Source organism: Afipia sp. GW821-FHT04G03 (genome assembly GCF_059419985.1).
The window spans coordinates 680,615-703,389 of the sequence record NZ_JBWKSV010000003.1 but is presented as its reverse complement, the minus strand read 5'-3'; the positions used below and the strand labels follow the sequence as shown (position 1 = coordinate 703,389).

The following is a 22,775-nucleotide window of genomic DNA, read 5'->3' as shown; positions in this document are numbered from 1 at the left end:
CATGTCGAACGTCCTGATGGATTGCTGCGAAAGCCACACCCCGCGCGGACTGACCCGGCGCGCGCTGCTGATGGGCGGCGCGACGTTCGCCGCATGGGCTTATTTGCCGAAATTCGCGCGGGCGAAAGACGGCCGCGATCCGCGCTTCGTCACCATCATCCTGCGCGGCGCGCTGGACGGCCTTGCCACCGTGGCGCCGGTCGGCGATCCCGATTACGCCGGTCTGCATGGCTCGATTGCGCTGACGCGCGACGGCCCGCACGCCGCGACCGAGCTGGACTCATTCTTTGCGCTGCATCCCGCGATGCCGGCTTTTGCGCGGATGTACAAGGAGAAGAAAGCCGCCGTGGTTCATGCGGTGGCGACCTCCTATCGCGAGCGTTCGCATTTCGACGGGCAGGACGTGCTGGAAAGCGGACTGGCCGGCCCCGGCCGCGTGCAGAGCGGCTGGCTCAACCGCGCGCTGGAAGCGCTGCCGCGCGGGGAGCGGGTCATGAGCGGTCTTGCAGTGGGCCCGACCACGCCGCTGGTGTTGCGCGGCGCCGCGCCGACGGTGGGGTGGGTGCCGCCCTACATTCCACAGGCCGCCGATGACACTGCGATGCGCCTTGTGAATCTCTACAACCATCGCGATCCGGCGCTGGCTGCGGCGCTGTCGCAAGGTTTGCAGATCGACAAGATCGCCGCCAACGATGACGGCATGAAGCCGAAGCCCGGCATGAACGGCGTTGGTGCGATGAAGCTCGCGGCCAAGGGTGCCGCGCGCCTGATGGCGGCGGACGATGGCCCGCGCATTGCGGCGTTGGCGTTCGACGGCTGGGATACCCACGCCAACGAAGGCGGGCCGGTCGGGCGGCTGGCGCAGTTGCTGTCGGGTCTCGACGGCGCGCTGGCGGAATTCGAGAGCGGACTCGGCGAGCGCTGGCGCGATACCGTGATTGTGGTCGCCACCGAGTTCGGCCGCACCGCGCGTATCAACGGCACCGACGGCACCGATCATGGCACGGGCACTATCGCGTTGCTTGCGGGCGGCGCGGTCAACGGCGGCCGGGTGATTTCCGACTGGCCGGGATTGAAGCTTGCGAATCTTTACGAGAATCGCGACCTGAAGCCGACCACCGATCTGCGCGGTGTCATCAAGGGCGTGCTGCGCGATCACCTCGGCCTCGGCGAGCGGGTGCTGGCCGAAGCTGTGTTTCCCGATAGCGGTGCGGTGAAGGCGATGCAGGGGCTGGTGGTTTGATCAGCCCTTGGTAATCCCGTCGATCTGCGCCATCTCTTCCGCCGTCAGCTTCCAGTCGATCGCCTTGACGTTCTGCTCGATCTGTTCGACGCGGGTGGCGCCGGCGATCACGCTCGACACCTGTGGCCGCGCTGCCAGCCATGAGAACGCCAGTTCGAGCATGGTCCTGCCGTGCGCGGTCGCGAACTCCTGCAGCTTCTGCACGATGTCGAGATTTTTTTCGGACATGTAGCGATTGAGCAAAGCGGGCGCCTTGGCGAAGCGCGTATCGGCGGGAGCAGCCTCGCCGCGCTTGTATTTTCCGGTCAGCAGACCGCTCGCCAGCGGGAAGAACGGCAGCACGCCGAGATTGTAGGCCTCCGCGGCCGGAAACAGATCCTTCTCATTGTCGCGGACGATCAGGCTGTATTCGTCCTGGCACGACACGAAGGCATGGGTGTTGATGCCACGCGCAGTGAGTTGCGCCTCGGCGATGCGCCATGCCGGAAAATTCGAGCAGCCGATGTAGCGCACCTTGCCCTGACGGATCAGGTCGTCCAGCGCGCGCAGCGTTTCCTCGATCGGCGTCAGAGGATCGAAGTCGTGCTGCTGGTAGAGATCGATGTAATCGGTCTTCAGCCGGCGCAGGCTGTCTTCCACCGCGTTCATGATGTAGCGCCGCGACGCGCCCTGCTTGGTGCCGTCGTCGCTCATCGCCTTGGAAAATTTTGTCGCCAGTACGATGTCCTTGCGGCGGTCGCCCAGCACTTGCCCGAGTACGGTTTCCGAGCCACCACGCCCGGCATAGATGTCGGCGGTATCGAACAGCGTAATGCCGAGATCGATCGCCTTGTGGATCACCTTGCGAGAGGTTTCGAGGTCGGTGCGCTGGCCGAAGTTGTTGCAGCCGAGGCCGACAGCGGACACGCGCAGGCCGGAGCCGCCGAGATTTCTGATGTCCATGATCTTTCCCGTCAGGTTTGTTCGAGCGCCGGAACGGCGGTCGCCGCCGCTTCTTCCGTACCTGACGGCTGCGCCGCTGGCGAGCGTAAAGCGCGCGCCGTCATCCGCCGCACCGCGGCTTCCGCGTCGCGTGCGATCTGCTTGCGGTCCGCGGTCATGCCGTAGCCCACGGCATCGCCCCAACTTACCGTGACGTCGACCGCGCCCGACGACAGCACGCCGAGCAGGTGCGGCACCAGTTCGGCTTCGCCATACCATGCCACCTTGTCGCGCAGCGCGCGCCCGACCGGCACGCCGCCGTAGCGCACGTAGGCGATCGACACCGGCTGCACCGTGACGCGATCGTGATGCGTGGAGTCGCCGATGGTGTGATGGACGGCGCCGATCAGCGCCGAGCGGAACGGCAGGATGCGGATGCCGTCGCTGGACGTGCCTTCGGGAAACAGCACGACGGCATCGCCGCCTTGCAGGCGGTCGCCCATCGCGCGCGCCGCGTCGCCGGTCTTGTGACGCCGCTCGCGTTCCACGAAAATCGTGCGCTGCAATTTCGCCAGCCAGCCGAACAGCGGCCAGTTCGCGACTTCCGACTTTGCGACGAACACTACCGGCGCGATCGCACTCAGCACGATGATGTCGAGCCATGACGCATGGTTCGACAGGATCAGCACCGGGTTTTCCTGCGTGCGTGCGCCGACCTGCGTGATCCGGATGCCGATGATCGCGCAGGCTGCGCGATGAAACAGGTTCGGCACGATGCGTTGCAGCCGGTTGTTGAGCAGGATGCCGGCCAGCTGAAACGGCAGCAGCAGCAAGGCGACACCAACAAGAATGAGGATGACGGGAAGGGCGCGGATCATGAGGACGGGTCTTGCAAAGGCGTGGCTCGGTTCATACGCGGAAGATGTCAGATTATAACGGGTGATGAGCGGTCCGCAAAAGCGGTAGAGTTCCCGGATGATCGAGCGATTGAAAAGCTGGGCGCGTGCCATCAAGCGGGACGTGGATGCCATTTACCTCGCGAGCCGCGACCCGCGCGTTCCGTGGCACGCGAAGGCGCTGGCCGTGGCGGTCGCGGGGTATGCCTTTTCGCCCATCGACCTCATTCCCGATTTTATTCCGGTGCTGGGTTATCTGGATGACCTCATCATTGTCCCGCTCGGCATCATGCTTGTTCTCAAGTTGATCCGCAGGAGATCATGGCGGAGCATCGCGATGCGGCGGCATTGGCTTTGGATCGTCCGGTCAGCCGTGCCGCAGCCTGTGTGATTGTCGGCATATGGGTGACATCCATCGCGCTAACGGGATGGTTTGCTTGCCGCTATCTCGCCGCATGACCACGACAGACCCGTCTCTATTCTGTTTTACAAAAAAGATGCGGCCCCGGCCGGATACAGCGCAGAGGGGATTTACGCGACCGGGGACCGCCTGAACGCGCGATCTGTGACGGGGGACGGATCGAGCGCATCCGGAGGCTAGGCAGGCATGGTTACAGGGCTGTGACAGGGCAGGTTGTCCACAGGGCGTTATATTTGATCCTTTGAATGCCCGTCTTTGCGGGGCCGGCATCGTGGGCTTGTTGCGTGCAACGCTCCGGTTCAGAGTCTGTGAAATCGTTCAGCCCGAAAGGTTATCCATGCCCACGACGATGTCGCCCTATCTGCTGCCGATCCTGATGCTGTTGGCTTCCAACGTCTTCATGACCTTCGCCTGGTACGGTCACCTGAAGTTCAAGGAATCCTCGCTGCCGCTGGTCATCATGGTGAGCTGGGGTATCGCGTTCTTTGAGTACTGGCTTGCGGTGCCGGCCAATCGCTGGGGCAGCGCGGTCTATTCGGCGGCGCAGCTCAAGACGATGCAGGAAGTCATCACGCTGGTCGTGTTCGCCGGATTTTCGGTGCTGTATCTGAGGGAGCCGCTCGGCTGGAATCACGCGATCGGTTTTGCCTTCATCGCCGCCGGCGCGTTTTTCATCTTCCACAAGTGGTCGTGATCGCCGGAATCATGGCCGCGCGCCTGCGTCGCGATCAGAAATCCTGCAACGAGGATGATCGCGAGCGTAAGCGACGCTGAAACCACAACAACCGGCGTTTTCATCCGTGCATCTCCACCCGCGCGCATCATCGTGCGGTCGCGGGACATCACAGGCGCGCAGGGGAAACGGGTCGGGCCTTAGCCGACGATCGGCGTGGCGGCCACGGCCCTGATCGACAATGCCGTGAGGGTGACGATCACGCACAGCGACAGCGCCGCCATGGCCAGCGAGGCGACAACGGCATTCGTCAATCTGGACGACGCAACGCGCACAGACTTCAGTTCAAAACCAATTCCTGAAACGGTCGACCGAATCATGGTCGTGAGTCCTCATAAGGCGGCGAATCACCGCTGTCGGGAAAATCACAGGAATCGCTGTCAAATTTGCGGCGCGGAAGCGCCAAACGTGGCAAAACCGGGGTAACATCAACAAAATAAAACGGTTATGCCCGCTATCCCCGTAATCCCACACGGGTTTGAGCATGATCGGGCCCGCGCAGCCTGCGCCGGCTTTCAGGTCCGGGAAACTAGGCTTCGGCGGTGAGGCCGGTCTCGGTGCCGGGGGCGGTTTCGGGCGCTGCGACCTCGGCTGGCTTCCAGGCCATCGTGACGAATCGCGGCTCCTGTTCCACTCGCTTGAGCCAGGCCCTCACCGACGGATACCCCGAAAGGTCGAAATCGCACTGGTTGGCGACGTGGGTATAGCCGTACATCGCGATGTCCGCGACCGTGAGATGTCCCGCAGCGAAATAGTCGTTGGTCTTGAGGTGATTTTCCATCACGCGCAGCGCGGCGTAGCCCCGCTCCATCCAGTCTTCCAGCGAATGGGTTTGCAGGTCGCGCCCGCCGCGCACCAGCACCAGCCAGAAATAAGCGGCGCCGACGCTGGGCTCCAGCGCATGCTGCTCGAAGAACATCCATTGCAACGCCTGCGCGCGCGCGATGCGGTCTTCCGGCGCGAGCGAGGTGCCGACCGCGACGTACCAGAGGATCGCATTGGATTCGGCGAGATAGCGGTCCTCCGCGACTTCCAGCAGCGGCACCTGACCGCTTGGATTGCGCGCGAGAAATTCCGGCGTGCGGCTTTCGCCGCGCAGAATGTCGACCTCGATGGCTTTGTACGGCGCGTTCAACAGCGCCAGCGCAAGGCGGACCTTGTAGCTGTTTCCGGAGCGCTGCATCGAGTAGAGTTTGTACATGCGGACTTTCGTGACGCCTCCGGGCCGACTTTCGTGAAGCCATCCGGCGATGACCGGCGCGAAGCAAAATTCGAAGCCGGACCCGACCCCAAGGCGATGTAACAATGAGGTCCTGCGCTACGTGCTGCAAGGCCTCGGGGTTAGAAAAAGTCAAATCCATCAGGATCGGGCGGTTGCAGGCGATTTTATTCTGTGGAGCACGCCCCGGCGCGTCAATTCGATGCACGTCGGCGTGAGGGAAAGGCGCGCAAACGCGTGCGGTCGTGATCGCCCAATTTGTTCGCACTTGCGTCAAGATTGTGAGGGCGCTGCGCTTCGGACGCCGGCCGCCAGCGTTGCCAAAAATGATTCAATTGCGGGGCAGGATTTACGAATGTTGCAGCGGACTCGTCGCGCGCTGGCCGGACGGTGCGCGCGGTCAACTTTCTGTGCCGATGTGGCCTATTTCGCCGGTTTTCGGCAAAGTTTCTTGCGATGCAGCGCAGCCCGTTTTAGGGTGCGCGGCCCGCTCAAATCGCGAATCCGGGCCTTCGCGACCCATCAGAATCCCACAGGAGAACATGATGCCGTTTCTGTCCGCTGCGCTTGACCGTGTGAAGCCGTCCGCGACCATCGCGGTCACGGATAAAGCACGTCAGCTCAAAGCCGCGGGCCGCAACGTCATCGGCCTTGGCGCAGGCGAGCCGGATTTCGACACGCCCGCCAACATCAAGCTGGCGGCGATCCACGCCATCGAGGCCGGCAAGACCAAGTACACCGCGGTGGACGGCATTCCCGAACTGAAAGAGGCGATCATCGCCAAGTTTCAGCGCGAGAACGGCCTGACCTACAAGCCGAACCAGATCACGGTCGGCACCGGCGGCAAGCAGGTGCTGTACAACGCGCTGATGGCGACGCTCAACCCGGGCGACGAGGTCATCATTCCTGCGCCGTACTGGGTGAGCTACCCGGAGATGGTGGCGCTGGCCGGCGGCACCTCGGTGCCTGTGGTCTGCACCGCGGAGTTCGGTTTCAAGCTGCAGCCGGCAGCGCTCGAAGCCGCGATCACGCCGAAGACCAAGTGGATCATCCTGTGCTCGCCGTCGAACCCGACGGGGGCTGCCTACAAGCGCGCCGAACTGAAGGCGATCACCGACGTGCTGATGAAGCATCCGCATGTCTGGGTGATGACCGACGACATGTACGAGCACCTTGTCTACGACGACTTCGAGTTCACCACCCCGGCGCAGGTCGAGCCGAAACTGTTCGACCGCACGCTGACGGTGAACGGCGTCTCGAAAGCTTACTGCATGACCGGCTGGCGCATCGGCTATGCGGGCGGCCCGCAGCAGCTGATCTCCGCGATGGCGACCATCCAGTCGCAATCGACGTCGAACCCGTCGTCGATCGCGCAGTGGGCCGCTGTCGAGGCGCTGAACGGGACGCAGGATTTCATCCCCGCGAACAACGCCGTGTTCAAGGAGCGCCGCGACCTTGTGGTGGCGATGCTGAATCAGGCGACGGGCATTTCGTGCCCGCGGCCGGAAGGCGCGTTCTATGTTTATCCGTCCTGTGCCGGGACCATCGGCAAGACCGCGCCGTCGGGCAAAAAGCTCGCGACCGATGAAGATTTCGTGACCGAGCTTCTGGAAACGGAAGGCGTCGCGGTGGTGCAGGGATCGGCGTTCGGGCTCGGCCCGGCATTCCGCATTTCCTACGCCACGAAAACCTCGGATCTCGAGGAAGCCTGCAAGCGCATCCAGCGTTTCTGTGGAAACCTGCGCTAACAAGCTAACAAAACGTCATCCATGATGACGGCATTTTGAAAGCAAATAAGGGAAGCGCCTTGTTTTCGCCACGGCGCTTCCCTTTTGTCCGGCGGCCAAATCACAAGCCAATAGCCGGAGTTCAAATCCATGCGTCTTCCATCACTTCTCGGTGTCGCTTTCGCGGCCCTCGTCGCTTCTTTCGCCACGGCCAACGCCCAGCAGCAGGGCGTGCGCGTCGGCGTGCTTGAATGCCGCGGCGGTCAGAACGTCGGCATGGTCGTTGCGTCCAACACCACGTTGCAGTGCGTTTACCGCGGCGAAGGCCGCCGGCCGGAGCCCTATCTGGCCCATGTCTCGCGCTTTGGCGTCGACCTCGGCGTCACCGAGAACACCAGCCTCGCGTGGGCGGTGCATGCCCCGACCCAGCGGATCGGCCGCGGCGATCTCGCCGGCAGCTACGGCGGCGTCGGCGGCAACGTCTCGTTCGGCCTCGGCGGCGGCGGCAACCTCCTGTGGGGCGGCTCGCAGAACTCCTTCGCGCTTCAGCCGCTCAGCCTGCAGGGCCAGACCGGCGTCAACGTGACCGGCGGCGTCGTCGGCCTCGATCTTGAACCGGTCGGCTATCAGCGCCAGTACAAGAAGAAGCGTCATCATCGCCGCCATCGCTAAGCTGGCGAATGAGATGGAAAGGCCCGCCCCGGCGGGCCTTTTTCTTTGCGTTAAGCCTTTGAAAAAGAATGTGCCGCTGAAACGCTGCGGACTTGCGAACCACTACACTGGTATGACTAGATGCGCTGATCTTTCGTGCCTTATTTCAAATCGTCGGTTCATTTCGCGACATTCAGCCGGAGAGACCCCTATGCGCCGCCTTTCGACTTTGCTGTCCGTTGCCGCAGCCGGACTCGTTGCAGCATCCATTCTCGCCCACGCGCAGTCGGGAAGCACCCAGGTCGGTGTGCTGGAATGCCGTGGCGGGCCGAACATCGGCATGATCGTCGGATCGGTCACCAATCTCGGCTGCGTCTTCCGTTCGCAGGGCCGTCCGGACGATCTCTACACCGCGCGGATCACCAAGGTCGGCGTTGATCTCGGCATCACCACCGAGACCGCGCTGTCCTGGGCGGTGTTCGCGCCGACCGTGCAGTTCGGTCCCGGCGATCTGTCGGGCAATTATGGCGGCGTCGGCGCCAGCGCCGCGGTTGTTGCCGGTGTCGGCGGCAACGCCCTGATCGGCGGTTCGCAGAATTCCTTCGCCTTGCAGCCGCTGAGCGTTCAGGGCCAGACCGGACTGAGCGTCGCCGGCGGCGTGCAGAGCCTGGAGCTTCGGCCGGGCCGGTTCTGATCGCAAATAAACTCAAGTGCATCGAAGCCCGCTGGAAACGGCGGGCTTTTTTATAGGTGTTCACGATGCTGCGCAGCGGCATGGTTCCCGCTTGCCAACCGCGCCGCTCCTTGAGACGATCATGGCGCCGACCCGCATGAGCGCATTCCGCAGAAGTGAAACGGAGCGAGCGGACTGCGCGCAGCATTGAAGTGAGAGCGTTCCGGCGGCGACCGGATTTGCACTTCGCCGGGACAGCTTGAAGCGGGCCGTGCTCCATGAGGAGACGGCAATGGGACAAGACGCGACAGGGCAAGACAACCTGAGAAGTCCCCGCGGTCCCCGGTGCATTGCGCTGGTGGGCCCTTTTCAGAGTGGCAAGACCACATTACTCGAAGCGATCCTGGCCCGGACCGGGGCCATTCCCAAAGCAGGCACCATCGAGGCGTGCAACACCGTCGGGGACCAGTCTCCGCCGGCGCGCCACCATCGCATGAGCGTGGGTCTGACGGCCGCGACCACGACGTTCATGGGTGACACCTATACGTTTATTGATTGTCCCGGCTCCGTCGAATTCGCGCATGACATGCGCGCGGCGCTGCCGGCGGTCGATGCCGCGGTCATCGTGTGCGAGGCTGACGAGCGCAAGCTGCCGCAGTTGCAACTCATCATGCGAGAACTGGAAGATCTGGGCATTCCGCGCTTCCTGTTTCTCAACAAGATCGACAAGGCCAACAAGCGCATCCGCGAAACGCTCGCGACCCTGCAGCCGGCGTCGCGCACGCCGCTGGTGCTTCGCCAGATTCCGATCTGGAAGGGCGATCTCATCGCAGGCTTCGTCGATCTCGCGCTGGAGCGCGCGTTTGTTTATCGCGAGCACATGCCGTCCGAGGTGATCGATCTCGAGCCCGGCGATCTCGACCGCGAGAAGGAAGCACGGCTCTCCATGCTGGAGAAGCTGGCCGATCACGACGACCGCCTGCTCGAACAGTTGCTCGAAGACATTCCGCCGCCGCGCGATGCGGTGTTCGACGATCTCGCCAGCGAGTTGCGCCAGGGCCAGATTTGTCCCGTACTGCTCGGCTGCGCCACGCGCGAGAACGGCGTGCTGCGGCTGATGAAGGCGCTGCGCCATGAAGCGCCCAATGTGACCGCGACGGCAAAACGTCTTGGTGTGTCCGACGAAAAGAGCGCGCTGGCTTACGTAATGAAGACCACGCATCTCCAGCACGGCGGCAAGCTCTCGCTCGCGCGTGTGCTGCTCGGACAGATCGCCGACGGCGACACGATGCTGTCGTCCGGCGGCGGAACGGGACGGGTCTCCGGGATCGTCGCGCCGAATGGCGGGAGCGATGCCAAGCGCGCGTCGGCAACGGCGGGCGATACGGTTTCGCTCGGCAAGCTGGATTCGGTCAGGACCGGCGAGACACTGGGTAACGGCAAGACCGCGCCCGCCGCGCTGGTGGAGGTTGCGACGGCTGCGCCGGTGCTGGCGACCGCGCTCGCGGCGACGGATCGCAAGGACGACGTCAAGCTCGGTCAGGCGCTGGCACGCCTCGTCGAGGAAGATCCGTCGCTCAGCGTCGTGCACAACCCGCTCACCCATGAAATGGTGTTGTGGGGGCAGGGCGAGATGCATCTGCGGGTCGCGGTGGAGGGCCTGAAGGACCGCTTCGGCGTCAGCGTCAAACAGCATGCGCCGCCGGTCGGCTATCAGGAAACCATCCGCAAGACGATTACGCAGCGCGGGCGTCACAAGAAGCAATCCGGCGGCCACGGCCAGTTCGGCGATGTGGTGCTCGTCATCAAGCCGTTGCCGCGCGGCAGCGGTTACGTTTTCACCGAGAAGATCGTCGGCGGCGCGGTGCCGAAGAATTACATCGGCGCGGTTGAAGAGGGCGCGGGCGACGGCCTCGCGCGCGGGCCGCTCGGCTTCCCGGTGATCGATGTCGAGGTGACGCTGACCGATGGCTCCTACCACAGCGTCGATTCGTCGGATCAGGCGTTCCGCACGGCTGCGCGCATCGGCGTCACCGAGGCGCTGCCGCAATGTGCTCCCGTGCTGCTCGAGCCGATCCATGTGGTGGAAATCGTCTGTCCGACCGATGCGACCGCGAAGATCAACTCGATCCTGTCCGGGCGGCGTGGACAGATTCTCGGCTTCGACACGCGCGTCGGCTGGAGCGGTTGGGATCTGGTGCGCGCGATGATGCCGGAGGCCGAAATCGGCGATCTGATCGTCGAGGTGCGCTCGGCGACGGCCGGCGCCGGGGGCTTCACCCGGCAGTTCGACCATATGTCCGAAGTGACTGGCCGGGCCGCCGACCAGATCATCGCCGCGCACCGCGCGGCGGCATAGGCTGACCTCGAAGATTCGCTTCTAATGTGAGTGCAAAGCGGTCTCTGGTGATGTATTATACATCACTGAGACCGTTTTTTACTTGCATTCTGGTCGTTCAAGATGGAATTTTGGCATTGATCACATCATCACAGATGCGGGCGGCTCGCGCACTTCTGGGTCTCGACCAAAAGACGCTTGCCGACATGGCCGGTGTGTCGCTTCCGACCATCCAGCGGATGGAAGCCAGCGGCGGCAATGTGCGGGGCATCGTGGACTCGCTGACCAAGGTGGTCGATGCGCTGAATCGTGCGGGCGTCGACCTGATCGGTGACGGCGCGCGAAGCGAGGGCGGCGGACGCGGCGTGCGTCTGAGAGAGCCGCCTCCGGGGCGCGTGGAACGGGATTAGAGGCCGGCGATGCGCCGGCGAACACAACGCGGCGATGCCGCGTGAGACGCAGGCGCAGGACACATGGACGCCAGGCACTTGGACGCCAAGCATTTGGACGCATCGAGCGCGCAGTCGAAGCCGCAGCCGACATTCGCCGAACTGTTCACGCCGAAGTTCGTCACGGTCTGGCGCGAGGGTTATGGGCTCGATGCTTTCCGCGCCGACGTGGTCGCGGGCCTGACCGTTGCCATCGTCGCGCTGCCGCTGTCGATGGCGATCGCGATCGCCTCCGGCACAACACCTGACCGGGGGCTCTATGCCGCCATCTTCGGCGGCTTTATCGTTTCGCTGCTGGGCGGCAGCCGCTTCCAGATAGGCGGCCCCGCCGGCGCATTCATCGTGCTCGTTGCGGCGTCGGTCGCGCGCCACGGCATCGACGGTGTGCTGCTGGCGACAATGATCGCAGGATTGATTCTCGTCGTCGCCGGTTTCCTGCGGCTCGGCACCTACATCAAGTTCATTCCCTATCCCGTGACGGTGGGATTCACCGCCGGCATCGCGGTCATCATCTTCGCAAGTCAGATCCACGATCTGCTTGGCGTCACGCTCGCGGGCAAGGAGCCGGGCGAACTGATTCCGAAGCTTGCGGCACTGGCAGGCGCCATCGGCACCACGAATGCTGCGGCGGTTGCGGTTTCGGTCGTGACCATCGCCATCATCGCGGGCTTGCGGAAACTGCGGCCGACATGGCCGGGGATGCTGATCGCCGTCATCGTCACCGGCGTGGTCGCGGCGCTGCTGTCGCTGCCGGTGGAAACCATCGGCACGCGGTTCGGCGGCATTCCGCAATCGTTTCCGATGCCGTCGTTTCCCGCCGTCACGCTGGCGAAAGTCCAGGCCGTGCTGCCCGATGCGATGGCTTTCGCGCTGCTCGGCGCCATCGAGTCGCTGTTGTCCGCCGTCGTCGCCGACGGCATGACGGGCCGCCGTCATCGCTCCAACAGCGAACTGGTGGCGCAGGGCTTCGCCAATATGAGTTCGGCGCTGTTCGGCGGCATCTGCGTGACCGGCACCATTGCGCGCACCGCGACTAATGTTCGCGCCGGCGCGCGGGGCCCGATCGCGGGAATGCTGCATTCGCTGTTCCTGCTGGCGTTCATGCTGCTGGCGGCACCCCTGGCGAGTTACATTCCGCTGGCGACACTCGCCGGGGTGCTCGCCGTTGTGGCGTGGAACATGGCGGAGAAGCACGAGTTCGCCACGCTGCTCCGGACATCATGGGGCGACGCGGTGGTGCTGCTCGCGACATTCCTGCTCACGGTGTTCCGCGATCTTACCGAGGGAATCGTGGTCGGCTTCGCGCTGGGCGCGCTGTTGTTCATTCATCGCATGTCGCTGGTCACCGGCATCGACAGCTATGCGCCGCTCGCCGTGGACGACAAGGCGGATACGGCAAACGGCGACCGCAAACGCTACGATCCGGCGCTCGCGTCCGATCCCGACATCATGGTCTATCGCATTACCGGCGCGTTCTTCTTCGGCGCGGTTGCAGCCGTGGCGTCGGTGCTCGATCGCATTTCCGGCTACAAGGCGCTGGTGATCGACTTCAAGGACGTGCCGCTGCTGGATTCCACCGCCGCCAACGCCATCGCCCAGATTGCGCTCAAGGCGCGGCGTCAGGGTGTGCGAGTGTTCATCACCGGCGCGTCGCCGGACGTGCGGCGAACGCTGCTGTCCTATGGCGCGCGGCCGCCGCAGGCAAAATACCGGTCCGACATCGCGAGCGCCGTCGCGGAGATCAAGCGGCTGGATCAAGCGATTGACAGCGCCGGGCGTCGCGTGATTTGACCCGACAGCTTACACCGTTTGGTGTATGCCGATCAGGTCGAACCGGAGCCTTCATGAGCAATTCTCCCGCCGCGTGTCTGATCGGCTGGCCTGCGGCGCATTCGCGTTCGCCGCTGATTCACAAATTCTGGCTGAAAGTCTTCGAGATCGACGGCGATTATCGCATCGAGGCAGTGGAGCCTGCGGCATTCGCGGACTTCATCGGCGGTCTCAAGGCGCGCGGTTATCGCGGTGCCAATGTCACGATCCCGCACAAGGAGCAGGCGCTGGCCCTGTCGTCGCCCGATGCGCGGGCGCGCGCGGTTGGTGCTGCCAACACGCTCTATTTTCACGGCGAGGAATTACGTTCGACCAATACCGATGTCGAAGGCTTCATCAACAATCTGGATGCCAGTGCGCCGGGCTGGGACAGCGCGGAAGACGTGCTGGTCCTGGGTGCAGGTGGATCGTCTCGCGCGGTGATCTTCGGATTGATCGAGCGCGGCATCAAGCGCGTGCATCTCGCGAACAGGACGGCGTCGCGCACGCAGTTGCTGGCCGATCAGTTCGGTGCGCAAGTGCAGCCGCTGGCATGGGACGCGATCGACACCGTGTTGCCGCGCGCGGGATTGCTGGTGAACACCACCTCGCTCGGCATGAAGGGCCAGCCGCCGCTCGCCGTCGACGTGACGCTGCTTCCGTCTTCTGCCACCGTCGCCGATCTGGTTTATGTGCCGCTTGAAACGGATTTGCTGAAAGCTGCAAAAGCGCGTGGCCTTAAAACCGCCGACGGCCTCGGGATGCTGCTGCATCAGGCCGTGCGCGGCTTTGAACTGTGGTTCGGCAAACGTCCTGCCGTGACGCCGGAACTGCGAGCGTTGGTCGAGGCGGATTTGACGAAGTGAGGATGAAACAGTCGTGAACAGAACCGGAAAATTCATCGTGCTTGCGGCGCTCGCGCTGGTGATCTTCAGCGCCTACACCGTCTATCAAGGCGCGCAGGGCTTCAATCCGGCCTCGATCGATGATGTGAAGAAACGGATGCAGGCCGACTTCGCCGCGAAGAATATCACCGTGACGGAGATTACCATGCTTCGGCGGGGCCCGCGGGAACTTGCGGGCTCCGTGAAACTGAAAGCGCCGGGCTCGGACGAAATTCAGCAGAAGAATTGCACCGCGACCATGGCCGAGGACAAGGTCACCACATCGTGGAGTTGTCAGTAACACCTGCGTGACGGACGAAATATTCCGGCTGCGCGAGCGTAGATCATGTTGGGGCCCTCCGGAGAGACCAACATGACCGTCAATCGCCTTGCTTCGCTGCGCGTCGCTGCCATATCCGCGCTGCTTCTGTCGTCGTCCTATGCTTTCGCGCAACAATCCCCGACCAGTTCCACGACGCGCGTGCGCGGAACCGTTGAAAGCCTTGAAGGCGAAACACTGCATGTCAAATCGCGCGAAGGCGCGGATGTGACGCTTCACTTGCCGATGAGCGCCGGCGTGGCGGGCGTTGCGAAAATGTCGCTCGCCGACGTCAAGGTCGGCTCTTACATCGGTGTCACGTCGGTGCCGGATTCCGACGGCAGCCAGAAGGCCGTCGAGGTCCATGTGTTCCCGAAAGCCATGCGGGGCACCGGCGACGGCACGCGGCCGTGGGATTTGAAGCCGAACAGCAGCATGACCAACGGCGCGGTCGATGAGCGCACCGTCGCCGGAAATGACGGCCACACGCTGACGGTGAAATACAAGGGCGGCGAGCGCAAGGTTCTGGTGACGCCGGAGACGCAGGTCGTGACCTATGTTCCCGCCGCGCGTTCCGACATCAAGGTGGGTACGCCGGTGTTCGCGATCGCGACCAAAAAGCCGGACGGCACGCTCGATGTCGCGCGCCTCAGCGTCGGCCGCGACGGCGTTTCGCCGCCGATGTGATCGGGACATAAGCCGTCATTGCGAGGAGCACGGCGGCGAAGCAATCCAGTTCTTGTTTTCTGGATTGCTTCGCGGCGCTGGCAACGACGTTAGTTCTTCGGGCTGCTCACCGCGTTGGTTTGCATGTAGTCCGTCAGCACGCGGCGGTCGATCTCGTCGATGCGGTTGATGCCGCACAGCCCCATCGTCGTGCTCAGCTCCTTGCCGATCACGTCAAGCGCCGTGGCGACGCCGGCCTGTCCTCCGGCGCCGAGGCCGTAGATATAGGCGCGGCCGATCATGCAGGACTTCGCGCCGAGCGCGAGCGCGCGCATCACATCCTGTCCCGAACGAATTCCGCCGTCGAACATGATCTCGGTCTGCGAGCCGACATCCTGCACGATCTCCGGCAGCACCGAGATCGACGACGGCGCACCGTCGAGCTGCCGGCCGCCGTGGTTGGAGACCACGATCGCTTCCGCGCCGGTCTTCGCGGCGAGGCGCGCGTCGGCGACATCGAGGATGCCCTTGATGATGAGCTTGCCTGGCCAGATGCTGCGGATCCACTCGACGTCTTTCCAGTTCAGCGTGGTGTCGAACTGCGAGGCGACCCATTCCGACACCGAGCCGAGATCGTGCGTCCCCGAGACGTGGCCGGCGATGTTGCCGAAATTCCGGCTCTTGCCTTTCAGGATGCCGGACACCCAGCCCGGCTTGGTGGCGAAGTCGACGATGTTCTTCAACGTCAGCAACCGCGGCGGCACCGACAGGCCGTTCTTGATGTCCGCGTGGCGCTGCCCCAGCACCTGAAGATCGACGGTCAGCACCAGCGCGCTGCACTTCGCGGCGATGGCGCGTTCGATGAGTGACTTCGCGAAGCCGCGGTCCTTCATGACGTACAACTGAAACCAGAACGGCTTGTCGACATTCGCCGCGACATCTTCAATTGAGCAGATCGACATGGTCGAAAGCGTGTAGGGAATGCCGAGCGCCTGCGCTGCGCGGCAGGCGTAAATCTCGCCGTCGCCATACTGCATGCCGGTCGAGCCGACAGGCGCGAGAATCAGGGGCATCGCGGCAGGTTCGCCGAGAATGGTGGTGTTCAACTCACGCTTGGAGACGTCCACCAGAATGCGCTGGCGAAACTTGATCTTCTCCAGGTCGCTGACATTGGCGCGCAGCGTGTCTTCCGAATAGGAGCCGCGGTCCACGTAGTCGAAGAAAGCCCTCGGCACGCGACGCTTGTGGATCTGCCGCAGGTCTTCGATGCAGGTAATGTTCTTCATTGGACGCGTCCTCGGGTCATTGCATTCTTGATTTCAGCGATCATCTATCATGGTTGAGGCGCGTGCAAATAGCCGCTGCACCGTGGAGAGGCTCATGAGCAATAAAACCTCCAGTCCCAAATCAGCTAAAGCAGCCAAGGAGGCGGAAGCCGAGAAGCGCAAGCTGGATGATGAATTGGACGAAGCCCTGCGCGACACCTTTCCTGCCTCCGACCCGGTCAAGCTGACCCAGCCCGATCCGCACGTCGAGCCCGATCCCAAGGAGTCTGGGGATTGAAGGCCCTCGCGCCCCGGAACATGGGCTCTTTCCGGACGTTGTCCCTGTGAACCAGACAGGAGAGACAAATGGCCGATACAGGCACCAAGGCGCGGGACCATAAAATCGGGGATCAGGGTAAGGACGAGAAGGGCTCCAAGGCCCACAAGGACAAACTCGACGATGCCCTGAATAAGGGCCTCGAAGAATCGTTTCCCGGGTCGGACCCGGTGAGTGTGACCCAGCCCCCGCCGTCCAAGCACGATGAAGACATCAAGCGGAAAAGCTGAAACACGCAGTGTTTCGCGTGGATTTCTGAAAAATACCTTCTTGTTCAACAAGATAGATGCCGTCGCCCGTTCCGGGCTGCGGTAATGATTCATCATATTTTTTGAAGGATTGCAGGCCGCAGAGGCTTTATAATCAGCTTCGCGCTACATTGGGGCGCTCGCCAGAGCCACGCAGGTCCTTATCGGCGCCTGCCCGGAGACTCGGCGAAGCAGGGGAATTCATGGCTCGCAAGTACTTCGGCACCGACGGCATCCGCGGCCGCGCCAACAGTCTCATTACGCCCGAACTGGCCCTCAAGGTCGGTCAGGCGGCAGGGCTGGTTTTCCAGCGCGGCGAGCATCGTCATCGCGTGGTGATCGGCAAGGACACGCGGTTGTCCGGCTACATGATCGAGAACGCGATGGTGGCAGGTTTCACCTCGGTCGGCATGGACGTGCTGCTGCTCGGCCCGATGCCGACGCCGGCCGTCGCGATGCTGACCAAGTCCATGCGCGCCGATCTCGGCGTGATGATTTCCGCCTCGCACAACCTGTTCGACGACAACGGCATCAAGCTGTTTGGGCCCGCCGGATTCAAGCTGTCTGACGACGTCGAGGCGCAGATCGAACTGCTGATGGACGACAATCTCGACAAGCGGCTTGCGGAGAGCGCCAGTCTCGGACGCGCGCGCCGCATCGACGGCGTCCACGACCGTTACATCGAATTCGCCAAGCGCACGCTGCCGCGTGATCTCAGCCTCGACGGGCTGCGCGTCGTGGTCGATTGCGCCAATGGCGCGGCCTACAAGGTGGTGCCGGAAGCGCTGTGGGAATTGGGCGCGGACGTCATTTCCATCGGCGTCGAGCCGGATGGCTTCAACATCAACAAGGATTGCGGTTCGACCTCGCCGGAAGCGCTGTCGCGCAAGGTGCGCGAGATGCGCGCCGACATCGGCATTGCGCTCGACGGTGACGCCGACCGCGTCATCATCATCGACGAGCGCGGTCATGTGGTAGATGGCGACCAGTTGCTGGCCGTCATCGCGCAAAGCTGGAAGGACGACGGGCGTCTCGCAAAGCCGGGCATCGTCGCCACGGTCATGTCTAATCTCGGGCTCGAGCGTTACCTCAAGGATATCGGCATCGAGCTGCTGCGCACGCCGGTCGGCGATCGCTACGTGCTCGAGCAGATGTTGAAGGGCGGCTACAATCTCGGCGGCGAGCCGTCGGGCCATATCATCATGTCGGACTTCGCCACCACCGGCGACGGCTTTGTCGCAGCGTTGCAGGTTCTCGCTGTTGTGAAAAAGCTCGGCCGGCCGGTGTCGGAGGTCTGCCATCGCTTCGAGCCGATGCCGCAAATTCTCAAGAACGTGCGCTACCGCACTGGCAAGCCGCTCGACAATCCGCAGGTCAAATCCGCGATCGTCGATGCCGAGAAGCGCCTGAACGGAAGCGGCCGCCTGCTGATCCGGCCCAGCGGCACCGAGCCGGTCATTCGCGTGATGGGTGAGGGCGACAACCGCGATCTCGTCGAGGAAGCGGTGGACATGATCGTGTCGGCGCTCGGAACGGCGTCGGCTGCGGCCTGATCCCTTTTTCACCTCTCCCCGTTCACGGGGAGAGGGAGTGCATCCGCAGCGACGTCGGATTTCCGGTCGTCTCGGCCTGCGCCGGACGGCCAAGAAACTCGCAGTCTGGCCAATCCGGCACATCAGCCATGGGTAATCGTGTCTGGCGACCTCGCCGCCGAATTTGTATTTCAGGCGCATTCGTTTTGAAGTTTGCCGGGAAACTGCCGTGAACAAGCCCGTTATCCTGTCTGAAGACACCCTTGCCGCGCCGATCGTTGTGGACGAGCCGCCGAAAGCTGTCGCGGCTGCGCCCGCTTTCGCCGTCATCGGTGCCATCAGCGTCTCGCATCTGCTGAACGATCTGATGCAGTCGCTGATCCCGTCGGTCTATCCGATCCTCAAGGACAACTACGCGCTCGACTTCAGCCAGATCGGGTTCATTACGCTGGCTTTCATGTTCACGTCGTCGCTGCTTCAGCCGGTGATCGGCGCGTACACCGACAAGCATCCGAAGCCGTTCTCGCTGGCGCTCGGCATGGGCTTCACCTTCGCGGGTCTGATCCTGCTCAGCGTCGCGCATCACTACTGGGTTATCCTGCTCGCGGCCGCATTGGTCGGCACCGGCTCGGCGGTGTTCCATCCGGAATCCTCGCGCATCGCGCGGATGGCGTCGGGCGGCCGGGTCGGAATGGCGCAATCGGTGTTTCAGGTCGGCGGCAATTTTGGCAGCGCCATCGGTCCGGTGCTGGCGGCGCTGATCGTCGTGCCGTTCGGGCAGGGTAGCATCGCATGGTTCTCGCTGGTGGCCGCGCTCGCCATCGTCATTCTCTGGCAGATCGGCCGCTGGTACAAGCCGCGCGTCGCGCAGCGCAAGAGCGCGTATGCAGTCGCGGGAGAGGAACGCTCGTCGGCGCGCACCCTTGTCGCGCTGACGGTGTTGATGGTGCTGCTGTTCTCCAAGGCGTTCTACACCGCGAGCATCGGCAGCTATTACACGTTTTTCCTGATCCAGAAATTCGGCATCACCACGCAGGCGTCGCAGATCTATCTGTTCCTGTTCCTCGGCGCGAGCGCGGTCGGCGTGTTCTTCGGCGGCCCGCTGGGCGATCGCTTCGGCCGCAAATACGTCATCTGGTTCTCGATCATCGGGGCGCTGCCGTTCACGCTCGCGCTGCCCTATGTCGGCCTGTTCTCCAGCGCGGTGCTGAGCATCCTGATCGGATTCATCATCTCGTCGGCGACGCCCGCGATCATCGTCTATGCCCAGGAACTGATGCCGCATCGTCTCGGCATGATCTCCGGGTTGTTCTACGGCATGGCGTTCGGGTTCGGCGGCGTCGGCGCCGCGGTGCTGGGCCAGATCGCGGACTGGAAGGGCATCGACTTCGTCTATCAGATCTGCGCATTCCTCCCGGCGATCGGGTTGCTCGCGATCTTCCTGCCGCAGATCAAGCGCAGCAAGCTCTGACGTTTTTCGTCATTGCGAGCGAAGCGAAGCATCCAGTTTCCCACATCAAGGAATGGATTGCTTCGTTGCAAACTCTCCTTGCAATGACGAACGGCCGTCCGCGCCGTGGCCGCTTGCGTCAGGATTCCTGACCTGATTTCCATCAATGCATCGTTAGGATTTGCGGCGGGTTTGCGGCGCGCGGCGCCGCGCGCGTTAGGAAAACGTTTACTGCCTCGCTTAACGCCGATTAAATTTCACGGTTAAAAATTAGGGTTAAGTGCGGCTTAAACATTTGGTGCCATCGTCCGCTACGAGTTTTGTAAGTGAGGCCGTTCGCCTCATTGGACACGAGGACTGGACCAATGCGTACCCTGAAGAATCTGATCGCCGTTGGCGCGGCGACTTTGATGTCGACGGCAGCTCTCGCTGCAGATCTCCCGCCGCCTCCGCCGATGTATGTTCCGCCACCGGTCGAGGATTTCGGCGGCTGGTATCTGCGCGGCGACATCGGCATCAGCAATCAGAAGGTCAAGCGCCTCAACAATGCGCTCGATGCGACACTGCTCAGCCAGACCCAGCGTCTCGGGTTCGACAGCGCCGGCATCTTCGGCCTCGGCGCCGGTTATCGCTTCAACAACTGGTTCCGCATGGACGTCACGGGTGAGTATCGCGCCGGTGCGACCTTCTCGGGTCTCGACCTGAACACCTTCTCCGACGGGGGACTTCTCGCCAATGGCGCCGATAACTATCGCGCCATCAAGTCCGAGTGGCTGTTCATGGGCAACGCCTACGCCGATCTCGGCACATGGTGGTGCATCACGCCGTTCGTCGGTGTCGGTATCGGTACCGCACGCGTGCAGATCGCGAATTTCACCGATCAGGGTTTGACGGTTGGTGGAACGACACCCGGACCGAGTTCGGCTTATGCAGATACAGCATCGCGCTGGAATTTCGCCTGGGCCGTCCACGCCGGTCTCGCCTACCAGATCACGCCGAGCATGACGATGGAACTGGCTTACCGTTACCTCGATATGGGCGACGGCATCACCGGAGACATCCGGGCGTATGACGGCACCAACAACATCTACAATCCGATGACGTTCAAGCACATCACGTCGCACGATCTGAAACTCGGCGTGCGCTGGGCGATCGATCCGGCGCCGGCTTATCTACCTCCGATGCTGCCGCCGCTGATCCGCAAGGGCTGATCCGACTCCAGACGACCTCGACGTCTCTCCAGACGAATTTCACGGCGCGGATTTTTCCGCGCCGTTTTCTTTTTCGCGGAAAGCGCGGCGACAACGAATGATTAAGGTTAACGCGGCATGATCGAACACAGTTAAGCGTTTATGACGGAGTTTCTGTGATGCGTCGGATTGTGTTGGCGATGATGATTGCCGCAAGCGTGCAAGGCGCGCAGGCTGCCGACTTTCCCGATCTTCCGATCCTGCGCGGCATGCTGCGCGATAGTCCGCGCACCACGCGATGGCAGGGCTTCTATGTCGGTGGGCAGGTTGGGTATGGCTCAGCCGACATGAATTTTGCGGGGTCCAACAACGCGCTGATTGGTAAAGCGCTCGGTCCGAATAACATCCTTCTGGATACCGTGTTGTCGGTCTCGGAAGCGCAGAGCAAGGTCAACCTGCATCAAACGGCGGTCGGCGGCTTTGTCGGCTACAACGGTCAGTGGGATGATGTCGTTCTCGGTGTCGAAGCCAACTACATGCATGGCAAGTTCACAGGAGCGTCAACGGTTGCGCCTGTTCCGCTGACTTATGTCACGCCATTCTCTGATGGCCTTTATCATACCATCGGGCTGAATTCATCGCGATCCATTTCCATTACGGACATGGGCACCATTCGGGGTCGTGCCGGTTACGCGATCGGTAATTTCCTTCCGTATGTTTTCGGTGGCCTCGCGCTAGGAAACGCAAACATCACAAACAATGTGGTGGTGACTGACAGGTCGGGCGCGACGTTTCTCACCGCTTCAAGCGGTCCTCTTATAACTTATACGGCAGCCGATGGAATCAGCGGCAAGATGCTTTACGGCTATACAGCGGGTCTTGGTACCGAAGCGATGCTGTTCGGCGGTCTATTTGCGCGAGCGGAGTGGGAGTATATTCGTTTCGTCAACGCCGGGGGCGACGTCAGCATCAACACCGTGCGCGGCGGCGTCGGCTACCGGTTCTGATCCGGCCGTCATCTGAAATTCATTCTTGCGGCTCTTGTCGTTGACACGGGCCGTTTTGCCTGTTGGGCTGGCGGCGCAGGGAAAGGCGGCGCACATGAAAATCTATGGCGACCTGAAATCCGGCAATTGCCTGAAGGTGAAGTGGGTCTGCGACAAGCTCTCGCGGCGCTACACCTGGGTTGAGATCGACACCATGAAGAGCGAGAGCCGCACGCCGGAGTTCCTGAAACTCAACGGCGCGGGACAGGTGCCGGTGCTCGAACTCGACGACGGGCGCACGCTCGCGCAATCCAACGCCATCATCCGCTATCTGGCGCGGGGAACCGATCTCATCCCGGCGGAGGCCTTTCTGGCCGCGAAAATGGACGAGTGGCTGTTCTGGGAACAGTACAACCATGAGCCGTACATCGCCGTGTGTCGTTTCCAGATGGTCTATCTCGGCAAGTCGCTGGGTGATCTCGATCCGGAAAAGGTCAAGCGGGGATACAGCGCATTGGCGCTGATGGAGCATGAGCTGAAGCAGCGGCGTTTCTTTGTCGGCGAGGCGCTGTCGCTCGCGGACGTGTCGCTGCTGGCCTACACCCGCATCGCCCACGAGGGTGGCTTTCATCTCGACGGCTATGATGCGGTCAAGCGCTGGATCGTGGAGTCCGAAAAGGCGCTGGGGCTCTAAGCCGTTCCTTCTCCCCGTAAAACCCGGGAGAGGGAGCCGCCTAGTCGCGGCGGTCCCCGTCCGCATCCCAGCTTTGTGATTTTCGCCCGGCGAAGTTCCTTGACGAAAACCCCAACCTTCCATA

The 22,775-nt window shown here is 62.7% G+C and carries 23 protein-coding genes and 1 pseudogene; 19 read left to right on the top strand and 5 right to left on the bottom strand.

Annotated elements, in window-relative coordinates; all coding sequences use genetic code 11:
- Position 1 precedes the first annotated feature (1 nt).
- Entirely contained in the window at positions 2-1,243 is a 1,242-nt protein-coding gene (locus tag AC07UB_RS17715) for a DUF1501 domain-containing protein (RefSeq protein ID WP_492790765.1), read from the top strand.
- Here AC07UB_RS17715 and AC07UB_RS17710 read toward each other — a convergent pair whose 3' ends face one another.
- Entirely contained in the window at positions 1,244-2,185 is a 942-nt protein-coding gene (locus tag AC07UB_RS17710; RefSeq protein ID WP_492790764.1) for an aldo/keto reductase, read from the bottom strand. It abuts the gene before it with no gap.
- Between the two features lie 11 nt (positions 2,186-2,196).
- Positions 2,197-3,042 (bottom strand): lyso-ornithine lipid O-acyltransferase, encoded by an 846-nt coding sequence (olsA, locus tag AC07UB_RS17705; protein ID WP_494654283.1) that lies wholly within the window; start codon positions 3,040-3,042, stop codon positions 2,197-2,199.
- A 97-nt stretch (positions 3,043-3,139) separates the two neighbouring features.
- On the opposite strand from olsA, the pseudogene AC07UB_RS17700 reads away from it, so the two are divergent.
- Together AC07UB_RS17700 and AC07UB_RS17695 are read left to right on the top strand one after the other, a co-directional pair.
- Positions 3,140-3,519 (top strand): annotated as a pseudogene (locus AC07UB_RS17700) (YkvA family protein).
- Between the two features lie 299 nt (positions 3,520-3,818).
- Entirely contained in the window at positions 3,819-4,175 is a 357-nt protein-coding gene (locus AC07UB_RS17695; protein ID WP_492790762.1) for a DMT family protein, read from the top strand.
- A gap of 179 nt (positions 4,176-4,354) precedes the next feature.
- On the opposite strand, the gene AC07UB_RS17690 is transcribed toward AC07UB_RS17695, so the two are convergent.
- Together AC07UB_RS17690 and AC07UB_RS17685 are read right to left on the bottom strand one after the other, a co-directional pair.
- Positions 4,355-4,534 (bottom strand): hypothetical protein, encoded by a 180-nt coding sequence (locus AC07UB_RS17690; RefSeq protein WP_492790761.1) that lies wholly within the window; start codon positions 4,532-4,534, stop codon positions 4,355-4,357.
- A 209-nt stretch (positions 4,535-4,743) separates the two neighbouring features.
- Positions 4,744-5,415 (bottom strand): glutathione S-transferase family protein, encoded by a 672-nt coding sequence (locus AC07UB_RS17685; RefSeq protein WP_492790760.1) that lies wholly within the window; start codon positions 5,413-5,415, stop codon positions 4,744-4,746.
- A gap of 563 nt (positions 5,416-5,978) precedes the next feature.
- Between AC07UB_RS17685 and AC07UB_RS17680 the strand changes: the two genes are divergently transcribed.
- The 9 genes from AC07UB_RS17680 (at position 5,979) to AC07UB_RS17640 (ending at position 14,970) form a co-directional block, all read left to right on the top strand.
- Positions 5,979-7,181: a pyridoxal phosphate-dependent aminotransferase gene (locus AC07UB_RS17680; protein ID WP_492792689.1), complete on the top strand. Its 1,203-nt coding sequence runs from the start codon at positions 5,979-5,981 to the stop codon at positions 7,179-7,181.
- Between the two features lie 129 nt (positions 7,182-7,310).
- Positions 7,311-7,832, top strand: a complete 522-nt coding sequence (locus tag AC07UB_RS17675; protein ID WP_492790759.1) for a DUF992 domain-containing protein — start codon at positions 7,311-7,313, stop codon at positions 7,830-7,832.
- 190 nt (positions 7,833-8,022) lie between these two features.
- Entirely contained in the window at positions 8,023-8,505 is a 483-nt protein-coding gene (locus AC07UB_RS17670; protein ID WP_492790758.1) for a DUF992 domain-containing protein, read from the top strand.
- Positions 8,506-8,776: 271 nt separating this feature from the next.
- Positions 8,777-10,843 carry an elongation factor G gene (locus AC07UB_RS17665; protein ID WP_492790757.1) on the top strand — a complete coding sequence of 689 codons (2,067 nt, stop codon included), beginning with the start codon at positions 8,777-8,779 and terminating at the stop codon, positions 10,841-10,843.
- Between the two features lie 116 nt (positions 10,844-10,959).
- Positions 10,960-11,232, top strand: coding sequence for a helix-turn-helix domain-containing protein (locus AC07UB_RS17660; protein ID WP_494654287.1), 273 nt, complete (start codon positions 10,960-10,962; stop codon positions 11,230-11,232).
- Between the two features lie 63 nt (positions 11,233-11,295).
- The gene (locus AC07UB_RS17655; protein ID WP_494654289.1) at positions 11,296-13,062 is read left to right on the top strand and encodes a SulP family inorganic anion transporter; all 1,767 of its coding nucleotides are present in this window, start codon (positions 11,296-11,298) and stop codon (positions 13,060-13,062) included.
- A 53-nt stretch (positions 13,063-13,115) separates the two neighbouring features.
- Positions 13,116-13,946 carry a shikimate dehydrogenase gene (locus AC07UB_RS17650; RefSeq protein ID WP_492790754.1) on the top strand — a complete coding sequence of 277 codons (831 nt, stop codon included), beginning with the start codon at positions 13,116-13,118 and terminating at the stop codon, positions 13,944-13,946.
- Positions 13,947-13,959: 13 nt separating this feature from the next.
- On the top strand, positions 13,960-14,265 hold the full coding sequence (locus tag AC07UB_RS17645; protein WP_492790753.1) for a hypothetical protein: 306 nt from the start codon (positions 13,960-13,962) through the stop codon (positions 14,263-14,265).
- Between the two features lie 72 nt (positions 14,266-14,337).
- A complete protein-coding gene (locus AC07UB_RS17640; RefSeq protein WP_494654292.1) occupies positions 14,338-14,970 on the top strand; it encodes a single stranded DNA-binding domain-containing protein in 633 nt (210 codons plus the stop codon).
- An 89-nt stretch (positions 14,971-15,059) separates the two neighbouring features.
- Here AC07UB_RS17640 and AC07UB_RS17635 read toward each other — a convergent pair whose 3' ends face one another.
- Complete coding sequence (locus tag AC07UB_RS17635) at positions 15,060-16,235, bottom strand: alpha-hydroxy acid oxidase (RefSeq protein ID WP_494654293.1); 1,176 nt, start codon at positions 16,233-16,235, stop codon at positions 15,060-15,062.
- 94 nt (positions 16,236-16,329) lie between these two features.
- Here AC07UB_RS17635 and AC07UB_RS17630 point away from each other — a divergent pair, with 94 nt between their 5' ends.
- From AC07UB_RS17630 to AC07UB_RS17600, 7 genes are all read left to right on the top strand, one after another.
- Positions 16,330-16,512, top strand: a complete 183-nt coding sequence (locus AC07UB_RS17630) for a hypothetical protein (protein WP_494654294.1) — start codon at positions 16,330-16,332, stop codon at positions 16,510-16,512.
- 68 nt (positions 16,513-16,580) lie between these two features.
- On the top strand, positions 16,581-16,781 hold the full coding sequence (locus AC07UB_RS17625; RefSeq protein WP_492790749.1) for a hypothetical protein: 201 nt from the start codon (positions 16,581-16,583) through the stop codon (positions 16,779-16,781).
- A gap of 221 nt (positions 16,782-17,002) precedes the next feature.
- Positions 17,003-18,352 carry a phosphoglucosamine mutase gene (gene glmM / locus AC07UB_RS17620; protein ID WP_492790748.1) on the top strand — a complete coding sequence of 450 codons (1,350 nt, stop codon included), beginning with the start codon at positions 17,003-17,005 and terminating at the stop codon, positions 18,350-18,352.
- 208 nt (positions 18,353-18,560) lie between these two features.
- Positions 18,561-19,802: an MFS transporter gene (locus AC07UB_RS17615; RefSeq protein WP_492790747.1), complete on the top strand. Its 1,242-nt coding sequence runs from the start codon at positions 18,561-18,563 to the stop codon at positions 19,800-19,802.
- A gap of 344 nt (positions 19,803-20,146) precedes the next feature.
- Positions 20,147-20,992: an outer membrane protein gene (locus AC07UB_RS17610; RefSeq protein WP_492790746.1), complete on the top strand. Its 846-nt coding sequence runs from the start codon at positions 20,147-20,149 to the stop codon at positions 20,990-20,992.
- Between the two features lie 158 nt (positions 20,993-21,150).
- Positions 21,151-21,978: an outer membrane protein gene (locus AC07UB_RS17605; protein WP_492790745.1), complete on the top strand. Its 828-nt coding sequence runs from the start codon at positions 21,151-21,153 to the stop codon at positions 21,976-21,978.
- A gap of 94 nt (positions 21,979-22,072) precedes the next feature.
- Positions 22,073-22,651 carry a glutathione S-transferase family protein gene (locus AC07UB_RS17600; RefSeq protein ID WP_494654298.1) on the top strand — a complete coding sequence of 193 codons (579 nt, stop codon included), beginning with the start codon at positions 22,073-22,075 and terminating at the stop codon, positions 22,649-22,651.
- The last annotated feature ends 124 nt before the right edge of the window (positions 22,652-22,775 follow it).